General features: G+C 58.7%; 18 protein-coding genes. 4 read left to right on the top strand and 14 right to left on the bottom strand.

Annotated elements, in window-relative coordinates; translation table 11 throughout:
- Window position 1: 1 nt before the first annotated feature.
- Window positions 2-1,156, bottom strand: a complete 1,155-nt coding sequence (locus tag ACIOJF_RS12120) for an acyl-CoA dehydrogenase family protein (RefSeq protein WP_402741675.1) — start codon at window positions 1,154-1,156, stop codon at window positions 2-4.
- Window positions 1,157-1,393: 237 nt separating this feature from the next.
- On the opposite strand from ACIOJF_RS12120, the gene ACIOJF_RS12115 reads away from it, so the two are divergent.
- Window positions 1,394-2,014: a TetR/AcrR family transcriptional regulator gene (locus tag ACIOJF_RS12115; protein WP_105657261.1), complete on the top strand. Its 621-nt coding sequence runs from the start codon at window positions 1,394-1,396 to the stop codon at window positions 2,012-2,014.
- Window positions 2,015-2,083: 69 nt separating this feature from the next.
- Window positions 2,084-2,545, top strand: a complete 462-nt coding sequence (locus ACIOJF_RS12110; protein WP_105657260.1) for a GNAT family N-acetyltransferase — start codon at window positions 2,084-2,086, stop codon at window positions 2,543-2,545.
- 445 nt (window positions 2,546-2,990) lie between these two features.
- Here the strand turns inward: ACIOJF_RS12110 and ACIOJF_RS12105 are convergent, their stop codons facing one another.
- The 11 genes from ACIOJF_RS12105 to pdhA form a co-directional block, all read right to left on the bottom strand.
- Window positions 2,991-4,688 (bottom strand): ABC transporter ATP-binding protein, encoded by a 1,698-nt coding sequence (locus tag ACIOJF_RS12105; RefSeq protein WP_402735553.1) that lies wholly within the window; start codon window positions 4,686-4,688, stop codon window positions 2,991-2,993.
- Window positions 4,685-5,755 carry an ABC transporter permease gene (locus ACIOJF_RS12100; RefSeq protein ID WP_105657258.1) on the bottom strand — a complete coding sequence of 357 codons (1,071 nt, stop codon included), beginning with the start codon at window positions 5,753-5,755 and terminating at the stop codon, window positions 4,685-4,687. The genes ACIOJF_RS12105 and ACIOJF_RS12100 overlap by 4 nt, the downstream gene beginning before the upstream one ends.
- Window positions 5,756-5,806: 51 nt before the next feature.
- The gene (locus ACIOJF_RS12095; RefSeq protein WP_105661818.1) at window positions 5,807-7,324 is read right to left on the bottom strand and encodes an ABC transporter permease; all 1,518 of its coding nucleotides are present in this window, start codon (window positions 7,322-7,324) and stop codon (window positions 5,807-5,809) included.
- A gap of 141 nt (window positions 7,325-7,465) precedes the next feature.
- The gene (locus ACIOJF_RS12090; protein WP_402735552.1) at window positions 7,466-9,274 is read right to left on the bottom strand and encodes an ABC transporter family substrate-binding protein; all 1,809 of its coding nucleotides are present in this window, start codon (window positions 9,272-9,274) and stop codon (window positions 7,466-7,468) included.
- Between the two features lie 437 nt (window positions 9,275-9,711).
- Window positions 9,712-11,355, bottom strand: a complete 1,644-nt coding sequence (locus ACIOJF_RS12085) for an ABC transporter ATP-binding protein (RefSeq protein ID WP_105657255.1) — start codon at window positions 11,353-11,355, stop codon at window positions 9,712-9,714.
- Between the two features lie 3 nt (window positions 11,356-11,358).
- Window positions 11,359-12,381, bottom strand: coding sequence for an ABC transporter permease (locus ACIOJF_RS12080; RefSeq protein ID WP_286134595.1), 1,023 nt, complete (start codon window positions 12,379-12,381; stop codon window positions 11,359-11,361).
- Window positions 12,374-13,300: an ABC transporter permease gene (locus ACIOJF_RS12075; protein WP_105661816.1), complete on the bottom strand. Its 927-nt coding sequence runs from the start codon at window positions 13,298-13,300 to the stop codon at window positions 12,374-12,376. The genes ACIOJF_RS12080 and ACIOJF_RS12075 overlap by 8 nt, the downstream gene beginning before the upstream one ends.
- Window positions 13,301-13,490: 190 nt before the next feature.
- A complete protein-coding gene (locus tag ACIOJF_RS12070; protein ID WP_402735551.1) occupies window positions 13,491-15,122 on the bottom strand; it encodes an ABC transporter substrate-binding protein in 1,632 nt (543 codons plus the stop codon).
- A gap of 196 nt (window positions 15,123-15,318) precedes the next feature.
- Window positions 15,319-16,668 carry a dihydrolipoamide acetyltransferase family protein gene (locus ACIOJF_RS12065; RefSeq protein ID WP_105657252.1) on the bottom strand — a complete coding sequence of 450 codons (1,350 nt, stop codon included), beginning with the start codon at window positions 16,666-16,668 and terminating at the stop codon, window positions 15,319-15,321.
- Entirely contained in the window at window positions 16,668-17,657 is a 990-nt protein-coding gene (locus ACIOJF_RS12060) for an alpha-ketoacid dehydrogenase subunit beta (protein WP_402741707.1), read from the bottom strand. The genes ACIOJF_RS12065 and ACIOJF_RS12060 overlap by 1 nt, the downstream gene beginning before the upstream one ends.
- A 14-nt stretch (window positions 17,658-17,671) precedes the next feature.
- Window positions 17,672-18,787, bottom strand: a complete 1,116-nt coding sequence (gene pdhA, locus ACIOJF_RS12055) for a pyruvate dehydrogenase (acetyl-transferring) E1 component subunit alpha (RefSeq protein ID WP_105661813.1) — start codon at window positions 18,785-18,787, stop codon at window positions 17,672-17,674.
- Window positions 18,788-18,937: 150 nt separating this feature from the next.
- Here pdhA and ACIOJF_RS12050 point away from each other — a divergent pair, with 150 nt between their 5' ends.
- Window positions 18,938-19,411 (top strand): Lrp/AsnC family transcriptional regulator, encoded by a 474-nt coding sequence (locus tag ACIOJF_RS12050; protein ID WP_388023964.1) that lies wholly within the window; start codon window positions 18,938-18,940, stop codon window positions 19,409-19,411.
- 84 nt (window positions 19,412-19,495) lie between these two features.
- Here the strand turns inward: ACIOJF_RS12050 and ACIOJF_RS12045 are convergent, their stop codons facing one another.
- Together ACIOJF_RS12045 and ACIOJF_RS12040 are read right to left on the bottom strand one after the other, a co-directional pair.
- Window positions 19,496-21,121 carry a cation acetate symporter gene (locus ACIOJF_RS12045; protein ID WP_105657249.1) on the bottom strand — a complete coding sequence of 542 codons (1,626 nt, stop codon included), beginning with the start codon at window positions 21,119-21,121 and terminating at the stop codon, window positions 19,496-19,498.
- Complete coding sequence (locus ACIOJF_RS12040) at window positions 21,122-21,466, bottom strand: DUF485 domain-containing protein (RefSeq protein WP_402735550.1); 345 nt, start codon at window positions 21,464-21,466, stop codon at window positions 21,122-21,124.
- 197 nt (window positions 21,467-21,663) lie between these two features.
- On the opposite strand from ACIOJF_RS12040, the gene ACIOJF_RS12035 reads away from it, so the two are divergent.
- The gene (locus tag ACIOJF_RS12035; RefSeq protein ID WP_105657305.1) at window positions 21,664-22,845 is read left to right on the top strand and encodes a sensor histidine kinase; all 1,182 of its coding nucleotides are present in this window, start codon (window positions 21,664-21,666) and stop codon (window positions 22,843-22,845) included.
- The last annotated feature ends 16 nt before the right edge of the window (window positions 22,846-22,861 follow it).

Here is a 22,861-nt window from a genome sequence, read left to right as displayed (position 1 = left end):
ATCAGAGACCTAAGCTGCGGGCAATGAGCATCTGCTGGACCTGCGTGGTTCCTTCGCCGATTTCCAGGATCTTCGAATCGCGGTAGTGCCGTGCAACCAATGACTCATTCATGAATCCGTAGCCGCCAAAGATCTGGGTAGCATCACGGGCGTTATCCATCGCCGCTTCGCTGGCAATCAGCTTGGCATGCGCGGCTTCGATCTTGAAGTCCTTGCCGGCGAGCATCTTCGCCGCCGCCGCGTAGTAGGCCAGACGGGCCGTGTGGGCGCGCGAAGCCATGCGAGCGACCATGAAGGAGATGCCTTGGTACTGGCCGATGGCCTGGCCGAAGGAAGTCCGTGTCTTGGCATACTTCACCGCCTCGTCGAGGCAACCCTGGGCGGCTCCGGTGGCCAACGCCGCGATGGCGATACGTCCCTCATCGAGAATTTCCAAGAAGTAGGCGTATCCGCGTCCGCGCTCGCCAAGCAGGTTCTCCTCCGGAACTCGCACGCTGCTGAAGCTCAGCGGATGGGTGTCACTGGCACGCCAACCCACCTTGTCGTAGGCCTTCTCCGCGGTGAATCCTTCGGTTCCCGTCGGCACGATGATTGCCGAGATTTCCTTCTTGCCGGTTGCTTCGTCGACACCGGTGACAGCGGTGGCCGTGACGAGGGAAGTGATGTCGGTACCGGAGTTGGTTATGAATTCTTTGGCGCCATCGATAACCCATTCGCCATTTTCCAGTTTCGCTTTGGTCAAGGAAGCTGAGGCGTCGGAGCCTGCACCGGGTTCGGTCAGGCCAAAACCGGCCAAGCGTTCGCCGGCGGCCAGGGCTGGCAGCCACTTCTGCTTCTGGCCCTCGCTGCCAAAGCGGTAGATCGGCATCGCGCCCAGGGAGACGCCGGCTTCGAGAGTGATGGCTACCGACTGGTCTACCTTGCCCAGTTCTTCGAGCGCCAGCGCGAGGTGGAAATAGTCGCCGCCGGAACCGCCGTATTCTTCGGAGACTGGCAGCCCGAAGAGACCCATCTGCCCCATTTGCTTGACGATGTCATAGGGGAACGCATGGTTGGCATCGTTCTGCGCGCTCTGCGGGGCTACGACTTCCTGGGCGAATTCGCGGACCATGTCGACCAGGTCTTGATACTGGTCGTCGAGTTCGAGATCAATCATCAGGCTCTCTCTTCGTTGAGGGACGAACCGGCATCGGCTGCGGGATGTGCATAAACCGGTGGCGGTCATGTTCTGCGCCAGGTGCGTGAGTTTCTTGGAAGCACACGCCGCGACGCGTATGGTTAATATTTATTAACTGGTTGCTGCCTACGGGTGGGTAAACAGCTACATTTTTGACATTAGTGGCAGCGGTCACACTTGTCCAGACCGAGGCTTGGCAAACGTAAGGAGTTGATTGTGTTGGCGAGCAAATACCAGTCGCTCAATGAACCAACAGAGCGTGAGCGCGCCAAAGCTGAACGACGAGAAGCACTCTTGCGCGAAGCCACTCGACTGTTCGCCTTGAATGGCTACGCGGGTGTTTCGCTGGAGGATCTGGGCGCTGCCTGCGGCATATCCGGTCCGGCCGTGTACCGGCATTTCGCCGGCAAGCAGGCAGTGCTTATCGCTCTGCTAGTAGATATGTCCAAAGATATCTATGCCGGGGGCTGCACGGCCACGGAAGCCGGCGGCACTCCCCTGGAGGTGCTTTCGCGTCTGGTTGATTTCCACACTGACTTCTCGCTGTCCCGCCCGGACATTTTGCAGGTCCAGGACCGTGATTTGAAATCGCTCCCGAAGGCCGAACTGGCATTAGTCCGCAAACTCCAGAACTCCTATATCGGGCTTTGGACTACGGAACTGGCCAAATTGCATCCCACCGGAAGCAAGCAGTCGCACAGATTCCGCGCGCACGCCGTCTTCGGCTTGCTGAACTCGACTGCTCATTCCGCCCACTCGCCGAGGACTAAAAAGTCCGGCCTGAAGCCGTTATTGTCCAACATGGCACTCGCCGCACTCACTTCCCCGGTAGTGTAGGTTTCAAGCCATTGTTCACTGGTGTGCCAATACCGGCACGCTGACCCACACGATTGAAAGGCCTTTATCGTGCAGCTACGAGAAGTCCGCCCTTCCGACTTGGACGCATTCTTCGCTCATCAGCAAGAACCCGAGGCGAACCTCATGGCCGCTTATCAAGCGCGTAACCCAGCCGACCGCGCGGTATTCGACCACCACTGGAACTCGATTCTGAACGATCCGAATGTTCTGGTTCGCACCATCGAGCATGAGGGCGAAGTCGTTGGATCCATTCTGGTCTTCGACGGCGAAGTACCAGAGATCAATTTCTGGACTTCGACCAAGTACTGGGGCAAGGGACTGACCACCAGCGCGGTAGACACCTTCCTCGCCGAATACACCAAGCGCCCATTGACCGCGCATGTGGTCCAGGACAATCTAGGTTCCATCAAGGTCCTGGAACGCCGAGGGTTCAAGACCGTTGGCACCGAGCAGATCTTCTCCAACGCCCGCGCAGAGGTCGTTACCGAAAACGTCATGCAGCTGGACTAGATTCCAAAAGATAGGCAAAAGCTGGCCCTCGGCAGAGAGCCAGCTTTTGCCTATTAACGGGCCTCTACCGCCGAGGTTCCCTTGGTCCTTTCCTGGATCAGCATCGTCCCGCGCCCGGCGCAAAGCCCCAGGCAGGCGTCCGCGGGTTCCGCCCGAGCTGGTTTTCTGCTGCACGATCCGTGCAAGAACGCCAGTGCGGGTCATCCTGTGATTCCTGCAGCGATGAGTGTTGAGCCCGAGGCATTCCCTCTCGTTCAGCTGGTCCAAGTTCCGCCGCCCAGCACCTGCTCGTAGGCCCGCAAGTACTTGTATCGCTTTCCCGGACCGAGGCCGGATCCGGGGAATCGGCTTTCGCCATGTCCAGCTCTCCCGGGCAGACGGAAGGGGCCCGCTTCCAGTGAAAGATCTGGAAACGAGCCCCCTTATTCGTCGTTCAGCTCAGCATCTACTTCGTGCTGTTCAGCAAGCGCCAAGCCTCACGGCGTACTGCCTGCTCATGCGGATCCGGCACCGGAGCCGCGGCCAACAGGCGTTTGGTGTAGTCGTGCGTTGGGGCATGCAGCACGGTATCCACCATGCCCTGCTCAACCGCCCTGCCTGACTGCATCACTACGACCGCATCAGCCAGCATGTCAACGACAGCCAGATCATGGCTGACAAAGAGGCACGCGAAGTTGAAGTCCCGTTGCAGGTCCTGCAGCATTTCCAATACGACTGCCTGAACCGAAACATCCAAAGCACTAGTTGGCTCATCGGCAATCAGCAGCTCGGGGTTCAAGGTCAACGCGCGAGCAATGCAAACACGTTGACGCTGGCCGCCTGAGAGCTCGTGGGGGTATCGGTTGATCACGTTGCGCGGCAGCTTCACCGCATCGAGCAGTTCTTCAGCACGCTTGATGCGCCCTGCTTTGCTGCCAACCTTGTGAACCACCATTGGTTCGGTGATGCAATCGCCAATAGGGAAACGCGGGTTCAAGGATGCTGCCGGGTCCTGGAAGATGACGCCGATTTTCTTGCGAACCGCACGGGCTTCCTTCGGGGAAAGTTTCGGCAGATCATGGCCCTGGACCGACAAGCTGCCGCTAGCCACAGGCAACAAGCCGAGCACCGCCTTGGCGATGGTGGATTTGCCAGAGCCGGACTCGCCCACAATGCCTAGGACTTCGCCCTTGGCAATATCGAAGCTCACCTCTTCCACGGCGCGGAAGATCTTTCCCCGCATGTCGTATTCCAGCACGAGGTCCTTGGCTTCCAGCACCAGCTCGCGTCCTGGAGGCGCAGTTTCGGAGCTGTGCGGGGGCGTCGCAGTAGTAACAGCCGGAGCAGACAAGCGCGGTACCGCGGCCAGCAGACGCTGGGTGTATGGATGTTCCGGGCGCAGCAGAACTTGCTCCACGGTGCCGGTCTCGACGAGGTTGCCCTGGAACATCACGGCCACTTCATCGGCCATATCCGCGACAACACCCATGTTGTGGGTGATCAGCAAGATGCCGGTATTCAGTCGATCCTTGAGCTCGCGCAGCAGATCGAGAATTTCTGCCTGCACCGTTACATCCAGTGCGGTGGTTGGCTCATCGGCGATGATCACCTTGGGATCGCAGGATATCGCCATGGCAATGACGATACGCTGGCGCTGGCCGCCGGAAAACTGGTGCGGGTACTGCTTGACGCGCTTGGCGGGATCCGGGATGCCCACCATGTCCAGCAGCTCGATGGCCCGGTCGGTTGCTTCCTTGCCATAGGCGATGTCGTGCAGTTCCAGCGCTTCAGTCAACTGCCGCTCAATGGTCAGCACCGGGTTCAGCGCAGTCATGGGCTCCTGGAAGACCATCGCGATGTCGGTGGCACGCATCTTGCGCAGCTTGCCTTCGTCCAGGCCAACCACGTTGACGTTGCCGACCTTGGCGACACCTGAGACATTGGCGTTTTCCGGCAGCAGGCCCATCGCCGCAGTTGAGGTGACGGACTTGCCGGAACCGGACTCGCCAACCAGCGCCACGACCTGCCCGGGGCGGACGGTCAAGGACAAGCCCTTGACTGCGTGGACGTCTGCACCACCGGTGGCAAAGACGACGTTGAGGTCGGTGAAGCTCAGCGCGTAGCCGTCTGAGCCTTGTTCGTTCATTGGTGCTGCGTGGCTCATGGCTTCTCCTTGCGGGTTGGAAGGGCGAACAGGCCGGCGCGGCGGCGGCGCTTCTTTCCGATTTGGCGCGGGTCGAACGCATCGCGCAAGCCGTCACCCAAGAAGTTCACCGACAGGGCGATGGTAACGATGATCATGCCTGGCCACCAGAACAAATACGGGCGGGTGGTGAAGGCGTTCTGGTACTGGCTGATCAGCAGGCCCAGCGAGGATTCTGGAGCCTTCACGCCGAAGCCCAGGTAGGACAGCGAGGACTCCAGCAGGATCGCGCCAGCGATCGCGAAGGTTGCGTTCACGATGATCACGCCCATGGTGTTGGGGATCAGGTGCTTGAAGATCACGCGGCTGGTCTTCGAACCCATGGCCTGGGCGGCAGCAACGTATTCGCGTTCGCGCAGCGAAAGGATTTCACCGCGCACCAGTCGGGCCAAGCCGGTCCAGGTCACCAGGCCGAGCACGAGGGCCAGGATGATGATGGAACCGGTGGATGCACCAGCCATCTTGCCCAGAACAGCGGCCAGGACCAGCAATGGGATCACGATGAACAGGTCAGTGATGCGCATCAGGATTTCGTCGACCCATCCGCGGAAGTAGCCGGCAACAGCACCGATGACGGTTCCCAGGACAGTGGCGACCAAGCCAACCACAACGCCGATAATGATGGACTTCTGCGTGCCGTTCATGACCAGGGCGAAGTAGTCCTTGCCGACCGAGTCCTGCCCGAAGGGGTGCTCGCCGATGCGGATGCCTTCGCCGCCGAGCCAGGCGGGGACCAGGCTCAAGGTCGGTTTGCCGCCATCCACAACGGCACCAGCGTGGTAGAAGTTCTGTCCCCACCAGCCGGGGATCGGTCCCCAGCCAATGGAGCTGAAAGCGAAAACGGTGATGACGACCAGGATCACCGCGGAAATCATCGCCGGCTTGTGGCTGACGAAGCGCTCGAGAACAATGCGTCCCTGGCTCTTCGGCTTTTCGTGGATTTGGGCCAGCTTGGCGTCTTCCACCTCGGCCACGGAATTCAGGTTCTGCGGCTCGTTCTCGTTCAAGTTCTTGTTCGGGGTGCTCATCGCTGGTCCTTAGGGTTGCAGGCATGAAGGATGTTCATTGGTCCATGCCTCCTAGACTCGGATTCGTGGGTCAAGCAGGGCGTAAACGATATCCGCCAGCAAGTTGAAGATGATTGCGGCGGTACCGGTAACCAGGAAGAACGCCATCACAGGTGCCGGGTCGACATGATCCAGGCCGGTTGCGAACATTTCGCCCATGCCCTTCCAGCCGAAGACGCGCTCGGTAATCACGGCACCGCCGATCAGGCCGGCGAAGTCGAAGGCTGCAATGGTGGCGATGGGGATCATCGCGTTGCGGAACGCGTGCCGGAAAATCACGGTGCGTTCGCTCAATCCCTTGGAACGGGCGGTGCGGATGTAGTCCTGGCGCTGCACTTCGAGCATGGAAGAACGCGTGTAGCGCGAGTAGCTAGCCAAAGAAATCACTGCAAGCAGGATGGTCGGCATCAGCAACTGGGTGCCGTTATCCAGGAAGTGATCCCAGAAACCGCCTTCGAGGTTAGCAGTGGACGACCCGATGGTCGCGATGGGGCGACCCTTGACATCCAGGAAACCAGGCCAAGCGCGGAACATGTGATCGACAACGGTCAATCCTGCACCGACAACACCGGTGGCTACGGAGACGGACATCGCTGCTTTGCGCAAGCGGCCGCCCATGAAGCGCCCGACTACTGCCGGAATGGCTACCGCGAGGACCAATCCGAACAAGAGGATCCATGCGTTTGGTTCCAGCAGCATGTAGAAGGTCGCGTAGTACATGGCCAAGACCAGCACGACGGTAATCAGCGCCGGGTACAGCACGCGCTTTTCCTTCAGGCCAACGCTCATGGCAGTGGCGCTCAAGGCCACGAGTGCCGTCAGCACGATGATGATTGCGGGGCCCATTTGCGGGTAGCGGTAGAAATTCAGCCAAATGCTGTACTGCAGCACCAGCGGGACGAAAACAGCGGCAGCTATGAAGGTGATGCCACGGCGCTTCAAGGAGCCCCCGAGGAACATCTGCAGGACGAGTCCGACGACGATGCCTATGGCTATGGATGACCCCAGGGATATCTGCGGATCCGCCAGCCAGTCGTTGTAGCTGATTGCCAGGTACTCCTTGAGCAGCACAGCTGCCCAGAAGACGGGAAGCGAGAAGAAGAGGAAGGTCATGAAGGTAACGATGTAATCCAGGCCGGAGTACTGGCGGATTGCAGTCAAAACGCCAATGGCGATACCCAGAACCGCGGCGATCACCGTAGCGAGCACTACCAGCCGCAAGGTGGACGATGCGGCGTTGGCCAGCAAGCCGGAGACCTCTACGCCGTTGATATTCTGTCCCAGGTCGCATTGGCCAATCAGGCATTTGCTGGCGCCGGTCAGCCAGTCCCAGTAGCGTCCGTACCAGGGTGCATCCAGGTTCATGTATTCCACACGCTGGGCCATCAAGTACTCGCGGTTATCCGCGTTGCTTTCGCGGAGGTCCTTGAGCGGGTCACCTGAATTGATTACCAGTACGTAGAGCAAGAGCGATGCGGCGAACAGCACGGCAAGTGCTGAGCCTAGTCTCTTGGCGATAAATTTCCACACGGTTGTAATGTCCTACTTTCATCTCACGGAAGTGAGCCGGCCCTTGAGGTTGGGGACCTTTGAACACACTGCGGGGCCCGATTTTTGATCGGGCCCCACATGTGCTCACTCACATTGTGCAAGTACGTTGCCTAGGGGCAATTACTCAGCACGTACCCACTGCTCGGCGTTCCAGACGATCTGGTCCTGCGTTGCGGTGTGACGGACATTTTGGATATCCGAACCCGAGGCGCTCAAGCCTGGGTGGGCGAATACCGGGATGCCGAACAGGTCATCCCACAACAGCTTCTCGATCTTCTTGGTCTGCTCGGCATGGACAGCCGGGTCCAGCGAGCTTGCCAGGGTCGCCCATGCTGCATCGACTTCAGCGTTCGAGTACTGGCCGAAGTTCTGCGGCTTGCCGGTGGCGTAGATGTTCTGGCCGGAACTGATCTGGCCGGAACCTGCCCAAGCGAACAGTGCTACTTCGTAGTCGCCACGGTCTTGCGCACCGTTTGGCGAGAAGAAGTCAGCCGAACCGGTGTCCTCGATCTTGAAGCCCGCTTCATCGCAGGAGGACTTGATGGCCGAGACCTGGTTGGCGCGGCGTTCATTAGGTGCCGAGTAGCCGATGCGTACTTCGGTACCCACAGCGTCCTGCTCTTCGAGGATCTTCTTGGCGCCTTCGATATCAACCTGGTCGTAGCGGCCGTCGTAGGATGCTTCCACTACTTCCTGGTAGTTATCCTGGAACGGGAAGACTTCGCGGGAGTTCATCACGATGGCGTCAGGGTTCAGCGGCTTGATCAGGTTGTCAACAATCTGCTGACGTGGAACACACATGGCAAAGGCCTTGCGCAGTTCCAGATTGGTCATTTCGTTGCCCTTGGCGAAGTTGAAGTCAAGGTGCTCCCAGGTCAGGGTGTCGCCCTTCTGGATTGCTACAGCGTCGCCAAGATTCTCCAGCTGCGCGAGCGTATCAACGGTGGGCTGCGGGTTAATGACGTCAACGTCTTTATTCTGCAATGCCTGGACCATGCTTGCGTCTTCAAGGAAGCGGAAGGTCAGTTCCTTGGTTGCAGGCGCGGGGCCATAGTAGTTCTCGTTGGCAACCAGGGTTACGGACTCTCCAGCTTTCCAGCTACCCAGCTTGTAGGGGCCGGATACAGGCGAGATCTTCTCATCGGGCAGCTTGCCCGGGTCAGTCATCCAGCCTTCGTTCCAGAAATCGGCAGCCTTCTTCAGCTTGTCGGATTCCCCAGCGAGAATGGCTTTGACGAGCTCTTCGGTGCTCATGCCCGACTCTTCGGCCACCACATGTGCTGGGTGGAGCATCCAGGACTGGAGGGCCCAGTCCGGATCAGGCTCGGCGAATTCAACAGTGAATTCCTTGCCATCCCAGTCGCCCTGCGGACCAGCTGGAACAGTGTCGCCGAGATCAACTGAGACCGAGTTGAACAGCGGCTTGTCCTTGGAACCTTCGTTGAGGTTCAGGTTCTGCACTGCCCATGCCAGCACGGAGTCGGCTACGGTGATCGGCGTGCCATCGGACCATTTGGCTTCTTCATTGATGGTGTACTTGATGGTGAGCGGATCGTCGCTCACCTTCTCATAGCTGCCCAAGGCCTCGTTGGGGTACAGCGTGCCGTCAGTACCGAAGTAGCTGAACCCAGCGAACATCCGGTCCACGATGGCCGAGTTGTAGGTGGAATAGGTGTTCGGAGTAAAGCCGTTGTAGCTCAGGAATTCCGGGGCACCTACGGTGACGTTGATATTGTCTTCGGCAGTCTTGATATCACCCAGATCGGCTTTGCCGCTGTTTGCTGCTTCTGCCGAACCGTTGCCGCCACCTGCGCCAGCATCCTTTGATGCATCGGCGCCTGTGTCTCCGCCGCCTGGTGCACAAGCCGAAAGGGCCAGGGCCAGTGCTGCGCCTACAGCTACTGCTTTCGAAACGCGCTGAAACCGCATTTCGCCTCCTTGAGTTCTTGAACGATACGAGTGCTGGATCGGGGGATCCAATGTGGACCAGATCACATGATCAGTCCATTGAGCAATAGACTAACCCGAATTTTCTGGCTTGGATATAGAAAGAAGCGCTTCAGATATTGCTGCAGTCCTCCCCCTGAGAGTCATTCGCAACGCGCTTGTTACCCGCGGGTTTACGAGATCCAGCTCACATCCCCGAGATTTCAAGGATTTCTTTCAGATTGGGAAAAATCAATCGGGCAACTGTTTCGTGCATGTTGACTCGCGGAGTGATTTATAACATTTTTGCAACGTTTGTTTCAGATTGATTAAATCTGAAATATTCGTTGAATATGACGTTGCTTGAGCTCAGGTTAAGCGCAGAATGGGACGGTGAAACCTTACGGTTTCACCGTCCCATTCAGCGGATTTCCGAGCTGCTAGATCAGCGAAGCTCCAGGGATCGCAGCCAGCAGGTTGCGGGTATATGCACTCTTTGGCGCATCGAAAATCTCGTCCGTCGTTCCCTGTTCGACGATCTTTCCGTGTTCCATCACGCATACGTTGTCCGCGATCTGGCGGACTACAGCCAGGTCGTGGGTAATGAACAGGTAGGTAAGGCCCATTTCGCGTTGCAGCTCATCAAGCAGCTCAAGCACCTGGGCCTGCACCAGCACGTCCAACGCCGAAACAGCCTCATCGCAAACGATCATTTCCGGCTGCAAGGCCAGAGCACGCGCGATCGCGATGCGCTGGCGCTGTCCGCCGGACAGCTCGTTCGGGAAGCGGTGCATGGTGGATGCCGGCATGGAAACCTGATCCAGCAGTTCCTTGACCTTCTTCTCCCGTGATGCCGCGTTACCAATACCGTGAATGCGCAGTGGTTCTTCGATGGTTCGGAATATCGAGTACATCGGATCCAAGGATCCGTACGGATCCTGGAAAATCGGCTGGACACGTCGGCGGTACTTGAACAAGTGCTTCTCGCTCAGGTTGCCAATCTGTTCGCCATCAAAGATGATCTCGCCCTCGGTCTTGTCCAACAGGTTGAGCACCATCTGGGCGATGGTGGACTTGCCGGAACCGGACTCGCCTACCACGGCGGTGGTGGTGCCCTTGGGGATCTCGAAGGACACGTTGTCCACCGCGGTGAACTTCTCCTTCTTGCCGAACCCCTTGCGGATATCGAAGACCTTCGTCAGGTTGCTGACCTTCAGCAGCGGCTCGGCCTTGCCCGGAATTACCTCATCAACAATCGCCTCGTGCTTGTCTCCACGCTGTGCTGACAACGATGGAGCCGAGTTGATCAGGCGCTGGGTGTACGGGTGCTTGGGGTTGCGCAGAATCTCCAGCGCTGGGCCATATTCGACGACACGCCCCTTGTACATCACGACGACCTTCTCGGCACGCTCTGCTGCCAAGCCCAGGTCGTGGGTAATCAGCAGCACGGCGGTGCCCAGTTCACTGGTCATGGTGTCCAGATGGTCCAGGATCTGCTGCTGCACGGTGACGTCCAGTGCGCTGGTTGGCTCATCGGCAATCAGCAGGCGCGGGCGGCAGGCCAGGCCAATGGCGATCAGCGCACGCTGACGCATGCCACCGGAGAATTCGTGCGGGTACTGCCTCGCACGCGTCTCCGGATCGGGCAAACCTGCATCGGCCAAGACCTGGGCTACACGCTTGTTCGGGTTATCCCCCGCCAAGCCGTTGGCTTTCAGGGTTTCCTTGACCTGGAACCCGATCTTCCAGACCGGGTTCAAGTTGGACATCGGATCCTGCGGAACCATGCCAATATGGTTGCCGCGCAGCTCTACGAATCGCTTTTCGCTCGCTTGGGCGATGTCCTCGCCGTCAAAAAGAATCTGGCCGGATGAGACCTTGCCGTTGCCGGCCAACAGGCCGATAGCAGCCAGTGCCGAAGTTGACTTGCCGGAACCGGACTCGCCCACGATGGCCACGGTTTCCCCGGGCATCACGGTGAAGTTGGCGTCGCGCACTGCGTGCACTGGACCGTCAGGAGTGGAGAAAGTGATCGCCAGGTCCTTGACTTCCAGCAGAGGCTTGGGAGTTGCACTCTGAGTCATTGCTTAGGCTCCCTTCCGGGCCTTCGGATCCAGTGCGTCGCGCACTGCATCGCCGAGCATGATGAAGCTCAATACCGTTACCGAAAGGAACAGTGCTGGCCACATCAGCATGGTCGGGTTATTGCGCAGCTGGGTACGTGCGGAGGAAATATCGTTGCCCCAGCTCATGACGTCTGGCGGAAGCCCGACGCCCAGGAAGGACAGCGTGGCCTCGGCAACGATGTATACGCCGAGGTTCACCGTGGCAACAACAATGATCGGTGCCAACGAGTTCGGGATGACGTGCTTGACCAAAGCGCTGAACTTGGACAGGCCCAACGCGCGCGAGGCCTTCACGAAGTCCGCGTTGCGGGCCTCGATCACTGCGCCGCGGGTAATGCGTGCCAGCTGCGGCCAGCCGAAGATCGCAAGGGTGATGATAACCGTCCAAACGCTTCGGTTTTCACGGAAGGCAGGAAGCTGCATCACGATGATGGCTCCGAGGATCAGCGGCAGCGCGAAGAAGATATCGCCCAGACGAGCCAGGATGGTGTCGATCCAGCCGCCGTAGTAGCCTGCCAGCGCGCCAATGGCACCGCCGAGCAGCACCACGATGAGGGTAGTGAATACGCCTACGAGCAGCGAAGCACGCGTGCCGTAGATCGTACGGGCGTAGATGTCGCAACCCTGCAGGTTGAAGCCCATGATATGTCCCTGGCGTGCTGGCTCATTGGAATTTTCCAGCAAGCATGCCTGGTTGCCAGTCGGATCAATGGACGTGAACAGCTGCGGGAACGCAGCTACAACCATGACGGCGATGATCAGAAGCGTGGAGATGATGAACAGCGGCTGCTTGCGCAGTGAACGCCATGCTTCAGCCCACATGGACAATGGCTTGCCGGTTTCCTTGACAGAATCCACCGCCTGCAGCGGAGTCTCCTCCAATGGGGCCACGTAGTGCTCAATTTTGTACTTGGAAACTTTGCCGGCACGGGTGTTTCGGATGGGAAGGCCGTCTTCGGGATTAAAGTTCTGGTTCTCAGGCATAACGGATCCTTGGGTCAAGCAGTGCGTACAGCATATCCACGATCAGGTTGGCGATCACGAAGACGATCACCAAGACGCCTACAACGGCAACCACCGTCGGGGTTTCGCCCTTCTGGATTGCCTGGTAGAGCAAGTGGCCGACACCGGGGACATTGAAGATACCCTCGGTAACAATGGCGCCGCCCATGAGTGCGCCCAAGTCGGCGCCAAGGTAGGTCACGACTGGAATCAGCGAGTTGCGCAAGATGTGCACGGTGACAACGCGGTTGCGGCTCAGGCCCTTGGCAGTTGCGGTGCGCACATAGTCAGCGGTTTTGTTCTCAATGATGGAGGTACGCGTCAGTCGCAAAACGTAAGCCAGAGAAACGAGTCCCAGGACCAAGGCCGGCAGGATCAGTTCGCCCCAGGTTGCCGAACCGGAAACGGTTGGCTTTGCCCATTCGAGCTTGACTCCGACCACGTACTGGAGCAGGAAGCCCAGTACGAAGGTTGGAACTGCGATGACCAGCAGCGATGCGATCAGGACGGTCGAGTCGAACAATTTGCCCTTGCGCATGCCGGCGATGACGCCGAAGATGATGCCGAAGACAGATTCGATCAACAACGCGAGGATCGCCAGGCGTGCGGTGACAGGGAATGCCCGAGCCAGCAAGTCTCGAACTTCCTGGCCGGAGAACGAGGTTCCCAGATCCAAGGTCACCAGATTCTTCAGGTACAGGCCATATTGGACCCAGAAAGGCTTATCCAAGTTGTATTGTGCGGTCAGGGCCGCTTCGGTAGCGGGGCTCATTGGCTTGCCACCGGAAAGTGCGGCGATGGGGTTACCCGGTGTTGCGAAAACCAGGAAGTACACCAGCAGCGTAGCTCCGATGAACACCGGAATCAGCTGCACGATTCGCTTCAGGGTAAAACTTAACATGCTTGCATCTCACCTCGAGACACATGAGGGCACAGGGCCATTTTCATCCTCTTTCCGTCGATAAATATCTCGACGTTTATTTTTGCGAGGCAGGACGGACACGCCAAAGGGAGACCCTGAGCTGCTCGGATCTCCCTTGACGAGTTTTCAGCTTCTATTCGCTCTGATTAGGCCGAATGCTGAAGGAAACTTATTTGCCAGTGATTTGCTGGTACATAGGAACACCGTTCCACCCGAACTCGACGTTATCCACGTTTTCGCTCCAACCACCCTGGACTGCTTGGTACCACAGAGGGATGGCCGGCAAATCCTTGAACAGGATCTCCTGTGCTTCGTTGAAGATCTTTGCACCCTCGGCCGGATCCGTGGCAGACAGGCCTTCGGCCAGCTTGTCATCGAATTCCTTGCTGGAGTACTTGCCGTCATTCGAACCGGCCCCGGTGCCAAATAGTGGACCAAGGAAGTTGTACAGCGACGGGTAGTCGGCCTGCCAACCGGTACGGAATGCACCGGTCATCTTGTAGCTGGTGACCTTCTCGCGCAATTCCTTGAATGAAGAGAATGGCTGAGCCACTGCGTTGATGCCCAGGTTGCTCTTCAGCTGGTTGACGACAGCTTCGACGTATTCCTTGTTGCCCGCGCCATCAACGTTGTAGCCGACAGAGAATTCATCGCCGGACTCCCACTTACTGATTTCATCAGCCTCTTCCCACAGCTTCTTGGCTTCAGCCCCGTCGAAGTCGAGGACTTCGCTGCCTGGAACGTCGGCGCTGTAGCCTTCGAGCACTGGTGCGGTGAAGTCATCGGCCTTGACCTTGCCACCCTGGTACACCTTGTCGATGATCAGCTGGCGGTCAATGGCACGGGAGATCGCGGCACGGCGCAGGTTGCCCTCTTCGTCCTGCTTGAAGTGGTCCAGGTAGCCCGGGATGGTGATGGTTGCGTTGCCGGCATATGGCGAGTTGACTGAACGATCGCCCAGGTCAGACTCGTAGGAAGCCAGCTGGCTTGGCGGGATCTGGTCGAGGACGTCCAAGTTGTTGGACTGCAGATCGCTGTACGCCGAGTCGGTGGACTGGTAGACCTTGAAGTCGATGCCGGCGTTAGCCGCCTTGCGTGGACCGTCGTAGCTCTCGTTGACGTCCAGCTTCAGGTTCACATCGTGGTTCCACTCGGTCAACGTGTATGGGCCGTTGCCGATTGGCTTTTCGCCAAAGGCCTTTGGATCTTCGAAGGCCGCTTCAGGCAACGGCATGAACGCCGTGTAGCCCAAGCGCAGCGGGAAGTCGGACTCAGGCTGGGACAGCTCGACGGTGAAGGTGGTGTCATCCACTACCTTCAGGCCTTCCATCTCTTCCTTCTTGGAGCCTTCCTTGTTGACCTCATCGAAGCCCTTGATGGATTCGAAGAAGTACGAGTTCAGCTGTGCGTTCTTTGCCGCGGCGCCGAAGTTCCAGGCATCCACGAACGAAGCAGCAGTTACTGGGGAACCATCCGAGAAGGTATGTCCGGCCTTCAGCTTGATGGTGTAGTTCTGGGAGTCTTCGGTTTCGATGGACTCAGCGAGTTCATTGACCGGAGCGCCCTTTGCGTCATAGCTGACCAAACCGGTGAAGATCAGGTCCATTACGCGGCCGCCGCCAACTTCGTTGGTGTTAGCCGGCAGAAGGCCATTCTGCGGTTCGGTGGTGTTTGCGGTGACGACGTACGAGCCGTCACCTTCGCCACCGGCGGTTTCATTTGAACCGCCGCCACAAGCGGACAGGGTCAGCGCCAAGGCTGCAGATAAAACGACAGCCTTAGATGCGTGCGAGTATCGCATCCTATTTCTCCTCAACAGATCGTTGCTGCTTCTGCATTTCGCAGAGCCGTGCAGGCAAGCGTGAGCTATAGCACGTAGTGAATGAGATTACATCAAACATTGCGAAACAACCAATGAATAGTCATGAAAGCAATGCTTGAAGTCGGGTTACTCACCCGACTGAAATAACTTCAGCCGGGTCAGTTTTTATTTAAGCTCAAATAAAAATATTCATCATTCCGGGGTCTTCCAATACCGAGCCGACACCTGCGAGGAACTCGCTTGCTTCCTTGCCGTCAACCACTCTGTGATCGAAGGACAAAGCCAAAGTCATGGTATGGCGAAGGGCAACTTGGTCTTGGTATTCCCAAGGCCTTCGTTTCACTTGGCCTAATGCCAGGATTCCAGCCTGCCCCGGAGGTAGAATCGGGGTCCCGGCATCCACGCCGAAAACCCCCACATTGGTAATGGAGAATGTGCCACCGGTCAATTGGGCTGGTGACAACGTTCCTTCGCGGCCCTGGAGAATAATCTCGCTGAGTTCAGTTGCCAATACGGGCAACGTCTTGGCTTGGGCATTTTTCAGCACCGGAACCAGCAAGCCGCGGTCACTTGCCACAGCCATGCCCAGATTCACTGACCCGAACTCAATGATTTCGTCAGCCTTTTCATCCCACGTCGAGTTCAGCGCAGGATAAGTCTTCAGCAATCTCGTCACCACGAGCGCCGCCAACGTTGTGATGTTGAGTTTCCGGTCCTTCAGCAAGCGATGCGAACGCATTCTTTCCACCAACGCCATGGATTCGGTGACGTCAATAGTGAGGAACTCGGTGGCATGCGGTGCAGTAAACGCCGACTGCACCATCGCTTTGGCTGTGGCTCTGCGGACGGCGGTGATCTTCACATGGCGGTCCACATCCGGCGAGGACGCTGGCTCATTTCCCCTTGCCGATGAGGTGCTGGTACCTACGGAATCGATGGCCTGCTGAACATCCCTACGCAGCACCAGCCCACCCTCGCCGCTGCCGGCGAGCGCCGAAATATCGACTCCATGATCGCGTGCCAGCTTGCGTACGGGCGGTGTGCATCGAGTCGTCTCATGTTGTTCGCGCTCAGGACTGGCCGGCGCGGCATCCGGTGCGGATGCAACTGGTTCCGCCAATTGCGCCGCTCCCCCGTTGCGGGAGCCACGAGCTTTTCGCGTTGGACGGTTGCCGGTGTCTGCCGGGGCACCGTAGCCAACGAGGGTTGGGGTGCGCTCGACGGCCGCACTTTCCCCATGATTTCCGGGACCTGCTGCTGGCGGCTGCCCGCCGGAAGCGCCTGGCTCCTGATCAAAAGTGACCAGCGGACCGCCAACCTGCACTGTTTCACCTTCGGTGGCATGCAGAGCCTGAACGAAGCCGGCATACGGCGAGGGCAGTTCAACCACTGCCTTGGCGGTTTCAACTTCGGCAATGATCTGGTTGAGCGCAACATGCTCGCCAACCTTGATTTTCCAATTCAGCACCTCGGACTCGGTGAGCCCTTCGCCGAGGTCCGGGAGTTTGAATGTGTGGGCGGTCATCACTTGGCAGCTCCTTCGGTTGCCTCGTTGTGGCGCATCACGGTATCGACCGCGTGCATCACTCGATCCAAATCGGGCAGGTGGTGGCTTTCGAGCCGCGATGGCGGATACGGAATATCGAATCCGGTGACGCGCAATGGGGCGTGCTCCAGATAGTCGAAGCAGCGCTCGGTGATTTCGGCACAGATTTCTGCACCGATACCGCTGGTGCGGCTGGCTTCATGGACTACAACCAGCTTGCCGGTGCGCTTGACGGATTCGACCACGGTGTCGATATCCAACGGATCCAAGGTGCGCAGGTCGATGACCTCCAGACTGGTGCCTTCATCTTCTGCGGCCTTGGCCGCATCCACCAAGGTGTAGGTGGTCGGGCCATAGCCGACCACGGTGACATCTTCACCGGGTCGGATGATCTTGGCCTTTGGCGATCCGTCTGGCGTTGGAGCCAGAAGTTCAGCTGTGCTTTTCTCGTGGTAGCGGCGCTTCGGCTCGAAGAAGATGACCGGATCATCGCAATCGATGGCCTGGCGCAACATGCTATAGGCATCTTCGACACTTGAAGGCGCGAAGACGCGCAGACCGGCGGTGTGGGCGAAATATGCTTCCGGCGATTCGGAGTGGTGCTCCGGTGAACCGATTCCTCCGCCGTAGGGAATTCGAACTGTCACCGGCATCTTCACACGGCCCCGGGAACGGTAATGCAATTTAGCCAGCTGGGATACTAGCTGGTCAAAGGCCGGGTAGGTGAAGCCGTCAAACTGGATCTCCACTACTGGGCGATAGCCTCGGTAGGCCAGGCCGATGGCGCTGCCGACAATGCCGGATTCTGCCAGCGGGGTATCGACGACGCGGTGCTCGCCGAATTTGGATTTCAGGCCATCGGTGACCCGGAAGACGCCCCCGAGGGTTCCGATGTCTTCACCAAGCAGGATGACTTTCTCGTCCTCGTCCAGGGCATCGTGCAGCGACTTGTTCAGCGCCTTGAGCATGGTGGTTGCCACAGTTACTCTCCACCTTCAAAATCTGCCAAGTAGTCCAGATAGTTCTTGGCTGCGCGTTCGGTTGGTTCGTGCTTCTCGGCATATACATTGGTGAACAGCTCTTCCACCTTGGGGTCCTCCATGGTGGTGATCGCGGCGCGAAGCTTCGCGGCCAGATCATCGGCTGCGTTCTGGGCACGCTGCTCGTAGGACTGCACATCGGCACCCATCTCATGCAGGTACTTCACCAGGCGGTCGATAGGGTCCTTGGCTTTCCACTCTTCGAGCTGCTCGCTCTTGCGGTAGCGGGTTGGATCATCGGCGGTGGTGTGCGACCCCATGCGATAGGTGACCGCTTCAATGAAGGTTGGGCCCAGGCCGTTGCGCGCGTGATTCAGGGCGGCCTTGGTGGCTGCGTAGACTGCAAGGATGTCATTGCCATCCACCCGCCAGGTCTTCAGCCCGAAGCCGTGGGCACGGTCGGCAATCTGGGTGCGGCTTTGCAGGTGGACTGGTTCGGAAATGGCCCACTGGTTGTTCTGGCAGAAGAACAGCACTGGCGCCTGGTAGCTGGCGGCGAAGACCATGGCTTCGCTCACGTCGCCCTGGCTGGTGGCGCCATCGCCAAAGTAGGCCACAGAAACTTGCTTGCCCCCGTCGAATTTGATTCCCATTCCGTATCCGGCTGCGTGCAAAGCCTGGGAGCCAATGACAATCTGCTGGCAAGCAATATTGACTTCATTCGGATCCCAGCCGCTGGCCTGGGCCCCGCGCCACACGCTGAGCAGATCTTCTGCTTTCACTCCCCTGGCCCATGCGACGCCATGCTCGCGGTAGGAAGGGAAAATGAAGTCATCCGCTTCGGTGGCGCGGACCGAGCCGATTTGTGCGGCCTCCTGGCCGAGCAACGGGGCCCAGAGTCCTAGCTGGCCCTGGCGCTGCAATGCGGTGGCTTCATTGTCCATGCGGCGCAGGACCACCATGTCGCGAAGGAAATCTGCAAGGTCCGCTTCTTTGAGGTCCTTCAGATAATGGTCAAGTTCTTCGTCCGGGATTCGTTTCCCGTCGACGTTCAGCAGCTGATGCGTGGGTAGGCATCCGGCGGCTACGTCAATGTGCTGTGTGGACACGATCGGCATCCTTACTCTCACGTAGTCGGTTGCGGGTTTTCATTCACAAACACCGCTTAATGTGATGCTACTCACGCAAGGCAGGATGCACAATGGTGTTTTTGGAATTAGAGCAAAACGCACTATTTATGAGAACCCGTCAGTGCTAACGTGCACATTATGCAACTTCTGGACACTACCGACCGGCGCATCCTGCTGGCCCTCTCGACCGCAGCCAAGCGCACCGGCTCGGCTATCGCCACGGCTTTGAACCTCGGGCGAAATACCGTGCAGACGCGGATGACCCGCCTGGAGAATGAAGTTCTTGATTCCATTGACCGCCGCATCCCGCCCGAAGTGCTGGGCTACGGGCTGCTTTCCTTTGTCGAGCTGCATGTTGAGCAACGCCATCTCGGGGACATCGCCGCCAAGCTCGAAGCCATCCCCGAGGTGCTTGAAGCACACGGGCTCACCGGCTCTGCCGACATCTTGGTGCGGGTAGCGGCCAAAGACGCCGAGGAGCTGTTTCGGGTCCATGGACAGCTGCTGCATATAGACGGAGTGAATCGTGCGGACTCGGCACTATCCATGGCCGAGCTCGTCCCCTACCGCACCACCGCTTTGCTTCAGCACTCGCTAGCCGACAACGCGTAGCGCACAGGGCAGCAAAAAGTTCCGGGAACCAGCCTGCTGGCTGGTTCCCGGAACTTCGCTATTGAGTTTTATGTATTCTTCGCCTTAGTGGTCGACTGCCTTCTCGGCACCGACACCGGTCAGCGAACGAACTTCCATTTCCGCCTGCTTGGTAATGTCCTCGACACGCTTGTCGGTAACCGAGCCCAGCCAGCCTAGGAAGAAGGCCAGCGGAATGGAGACGATACCCGGGTTAGCCAGCGGGAAGATCACCATATCGATGCTTGGGATCATTGCGGTCTCCGAGCCCGAGAAAACTGGCGAGAAGATGATCAGCAGCAAAGCCGAACCCAGGCCGCCGTACATGGACCACACTGCGCCGCGGGTCTTGAAGCCCTTCCAGAACAGCGAGTACAAGATGGTTGGCAGGTTGGCCGAAGCGGCCACCGCGAAGGCCAATGCCACCAGGAAGGCCACGTTCTGCCCCTGGGCACCGATGCCGCCAGCGATAGCGAAGACTCCGATAACCAAGACCGTGCGGCGGGCAATCTTCATTTCCTTCTCTGGAGTGGACTTGCCCTTGGCAATCACCGACGCGTACACGTCATGGGCGAAGGATGCCGCCGCGGTGATGGTCAAGCCCGCCACCACAGCAAGGATGGTTGCGAAGGCCACTGCAGAGATCAGGCCCAGCAGCACTGTGCCGCCCAATTCGTAGGCCAGCAGCGGTGCCGCAGAGTTCACGCCGCCTGGAGCCGCCTGGATTCGATCCGGGCCAATCAGTGCACCGGCGCCGAAGCCCAGCACCAGGGTGAACAGGTAGAAGGCGCCGATCAGCCAGATAGCCCAGACGACGGACTTGCGGGCTTCCTTCGCGGTAGGAACGGTGTAGAAGCGCATCAGCACGTGCGGCAGGCCGGCGGTGCCAAGCACCAAGGCCAGGGCCAGCGAGATGAAGTCCAGCTTGGCAGTTTCAGAAACACCGTACTTCATGCCCGGATTCAGGATCTCAGGGTTGCCGGCTACTTCAGCTGCCTTGCCCAGCAGGTCGGAGAAATTGAAGCCGAACATGGCCAGCGTCCACACGGTCATGATCAGCGCGCCGGCGATCAGCAGGCAGGCCTTGATGATCTGCACCCAGGTGGTGCCCTTCATGCCGCCAACCAGCACATAGAGGATCATCAATGCGCCAACGATAACGATCACCAGCGACTGCCCCAGCTTCTCGTCAATACCCAGCAACAGGGAAACCAGCGCGCCGGCGCCAGCCATCTGCGCCAGCAGGTAGAAGACGCACACTGCCAGCGTGGAGATGGCCGCGGCGATGCGCACCGGACGCTGCTTGAGACGGAAGGACAGCACATCGGCCATGGTGAATTTGCCGGTGTTGCGCAGCAGCTCCGCAACCAGCAGCAAGGCAACCAGCCAAGCAACCAGGAAGCCGATCGAGTAGAGGAAGCCGTCGTAGCCCTGGATGGCGATAGCGCCAACGATGCCCAGGAAGGAGGCTGCCGAGAGGTAGTCACCGGCAATTGCGGTGCCGTTCTGCGTTCCCGTGAAGGAACGGCCGCCTGCATAGTAATCCGCAGCGGTCTTGTTGTTCTTGGAGGCGCGGAGCACGATCACCATGGTGACGCCCACGAAGGCCAGGAAGATGGCGATATTGACCAAGGGGTTGCCGACCTGGGTCGACTCTCCCGCGGCCTGGGCCAGGATGCTGAGCTGGTTCATTTAGTTCACTCCCTCGCTCTCTAGGCGTTCACGGATCTTGGTTGCCTTGGGGTCGAGCTTCTTATTCGAGAAACTGACGTAGGCCGCGGTGATCGCGAAGGTCGACACGAACTGCAGCAACCCGAGAACAATACCCATGTTGATATTGCCGAGAACCTTGATGGACATGAAGTCATGGAAGTAGTCGGCTAGCAGCACATAGGCGAAATACCAGACGAGGAAGAAGACTGCCATCGGGAAAACAAAACTGCGGTGGGTCTTTCGCAGTTCCTGGAATTCCACGGATTGGCTCTCCTTGACGAAATCAACGTCAGCAGCGACGCCGTGTTCCGGGTTGGCACTCATGATGCCCTCCTTGAGCGAGTTGATGATGTGACTGGGCGCACATCAGTTTTGTGACTAAGTTCACTATTGGCGATAAACCCGTTGGCGACTAGGGGGCTTGCACAGCTCGTGGCTCAACGGACTGCTTTCTGCGCCCAACGGCGCAGCATGGCGCGCTGAACGGTCGGCAGATCAGGCAGGGCCCTAAGATGGGATACATGTCTCCAGCGCTGCAAGTCACCCTGATCGTCGCCATTGCGATGGTCGGAATCGCTCTTGTCGGCTACATCGGTTTCAGGATTTCCCGCTCCACCAAGGAAATGGGGACCGACGTCGAGGAAGCCACCTACAAGACGTTGCACCACATGTCCGTTGCGGTTCCCCATTTGGAGCGCGGCCTGACTGAGGACGGGGCGGCCAAAAGCGCCAAGGCGCTGCGCAGGCTCTTGAACTGCCAGGTATTGCTGATCAGCGACACCACCCATGTGCTGGCCACCGATGCAGGGGCCGATTTCACCGCGGAACTCGAAGAAGCAGCCTCCAAGGTTTCCAAAAGCGCGCTGGCAACCGGCAAAACCCAGGTAGAACGTTCCTCCGGCATGGACTTCGTGTCCGCGCCGATCACCGTAGGAGATCAAAGCGTGGGAACGGTGACCGCGCTATCACGCAGGGCCGGCGCCAGCTTCGTTCGGGCAGTTTCCGAGGTAGCGGTCTTTGTATCCGCGCAAGTTTCCACCGCCCAGCTCGATGAATCCAAGGCCATGCTGCTCGAAGCGCAGATGCGTGCCTTGCGCGCTCAGATCTCCCCGCACTTCATCTACAACTCGCTGAATGCGATCGCCTCGTTCATCAATACTGATCCCGCTCGAGCCCGTGAGCTGGTCATAGAATTCGCCGACTTCACCCGGTACTCTTTCCGCCGCCGCGGTGAATTCACCACCCTGGCCGAGGAACTGGAAGCCATTGACCGCTACCTGTTGCTGGAAAAGGCCCGTTTCGGTGAGCGCATCAAGGTCTCCTTGCAGATCGCTCCCGAGGTGCTGCCCACGCAAATTCCCTTCCTGGCCTTGCAGCCGCTGGTTGAAAATGCGGTACGCCATGGACTCGAAGCCCGGCCAGATGGCGGAGTCATCTCCATCACGGCCACCGAAGACGGAATGCACGCAGTCATCAGCGTGGAAGATGACGGCATGGGCATGGATCCCGAGCAGCTGTCCAGTGTGCTAGCTGGCGATACCCCGAATATGCACGTAGGCCTGCGCAACGTCGACCTGCGCATGCGCCAGCTCTACGGCAATTCCAATGGACTGGTGGTGGAGACCGCGCCGGGGGCCGGAACGCTGATCACTTTGCGTGTCCCGAAGTTCCGTCCGCCCAACACGATCACTTCCGATGCATAGAAAAATCCAATAAACG

The sequence above is a fragment of the Glutamicibacter sp. NPDC087831 genome (assembly GCF_044742845.1).
In the GTDB taxonomy this organism is placed as follows: Bacteria; Actinomycetota; Actinomycetes; order Actinomycetales; family Micrococcaceae; genus Glutamicibacter.
The sequence above is the reverse complement of the archived record's forward strand: the minus strand, read 5'-3'. Positions and strand labels throughout refer to the sequence as shown.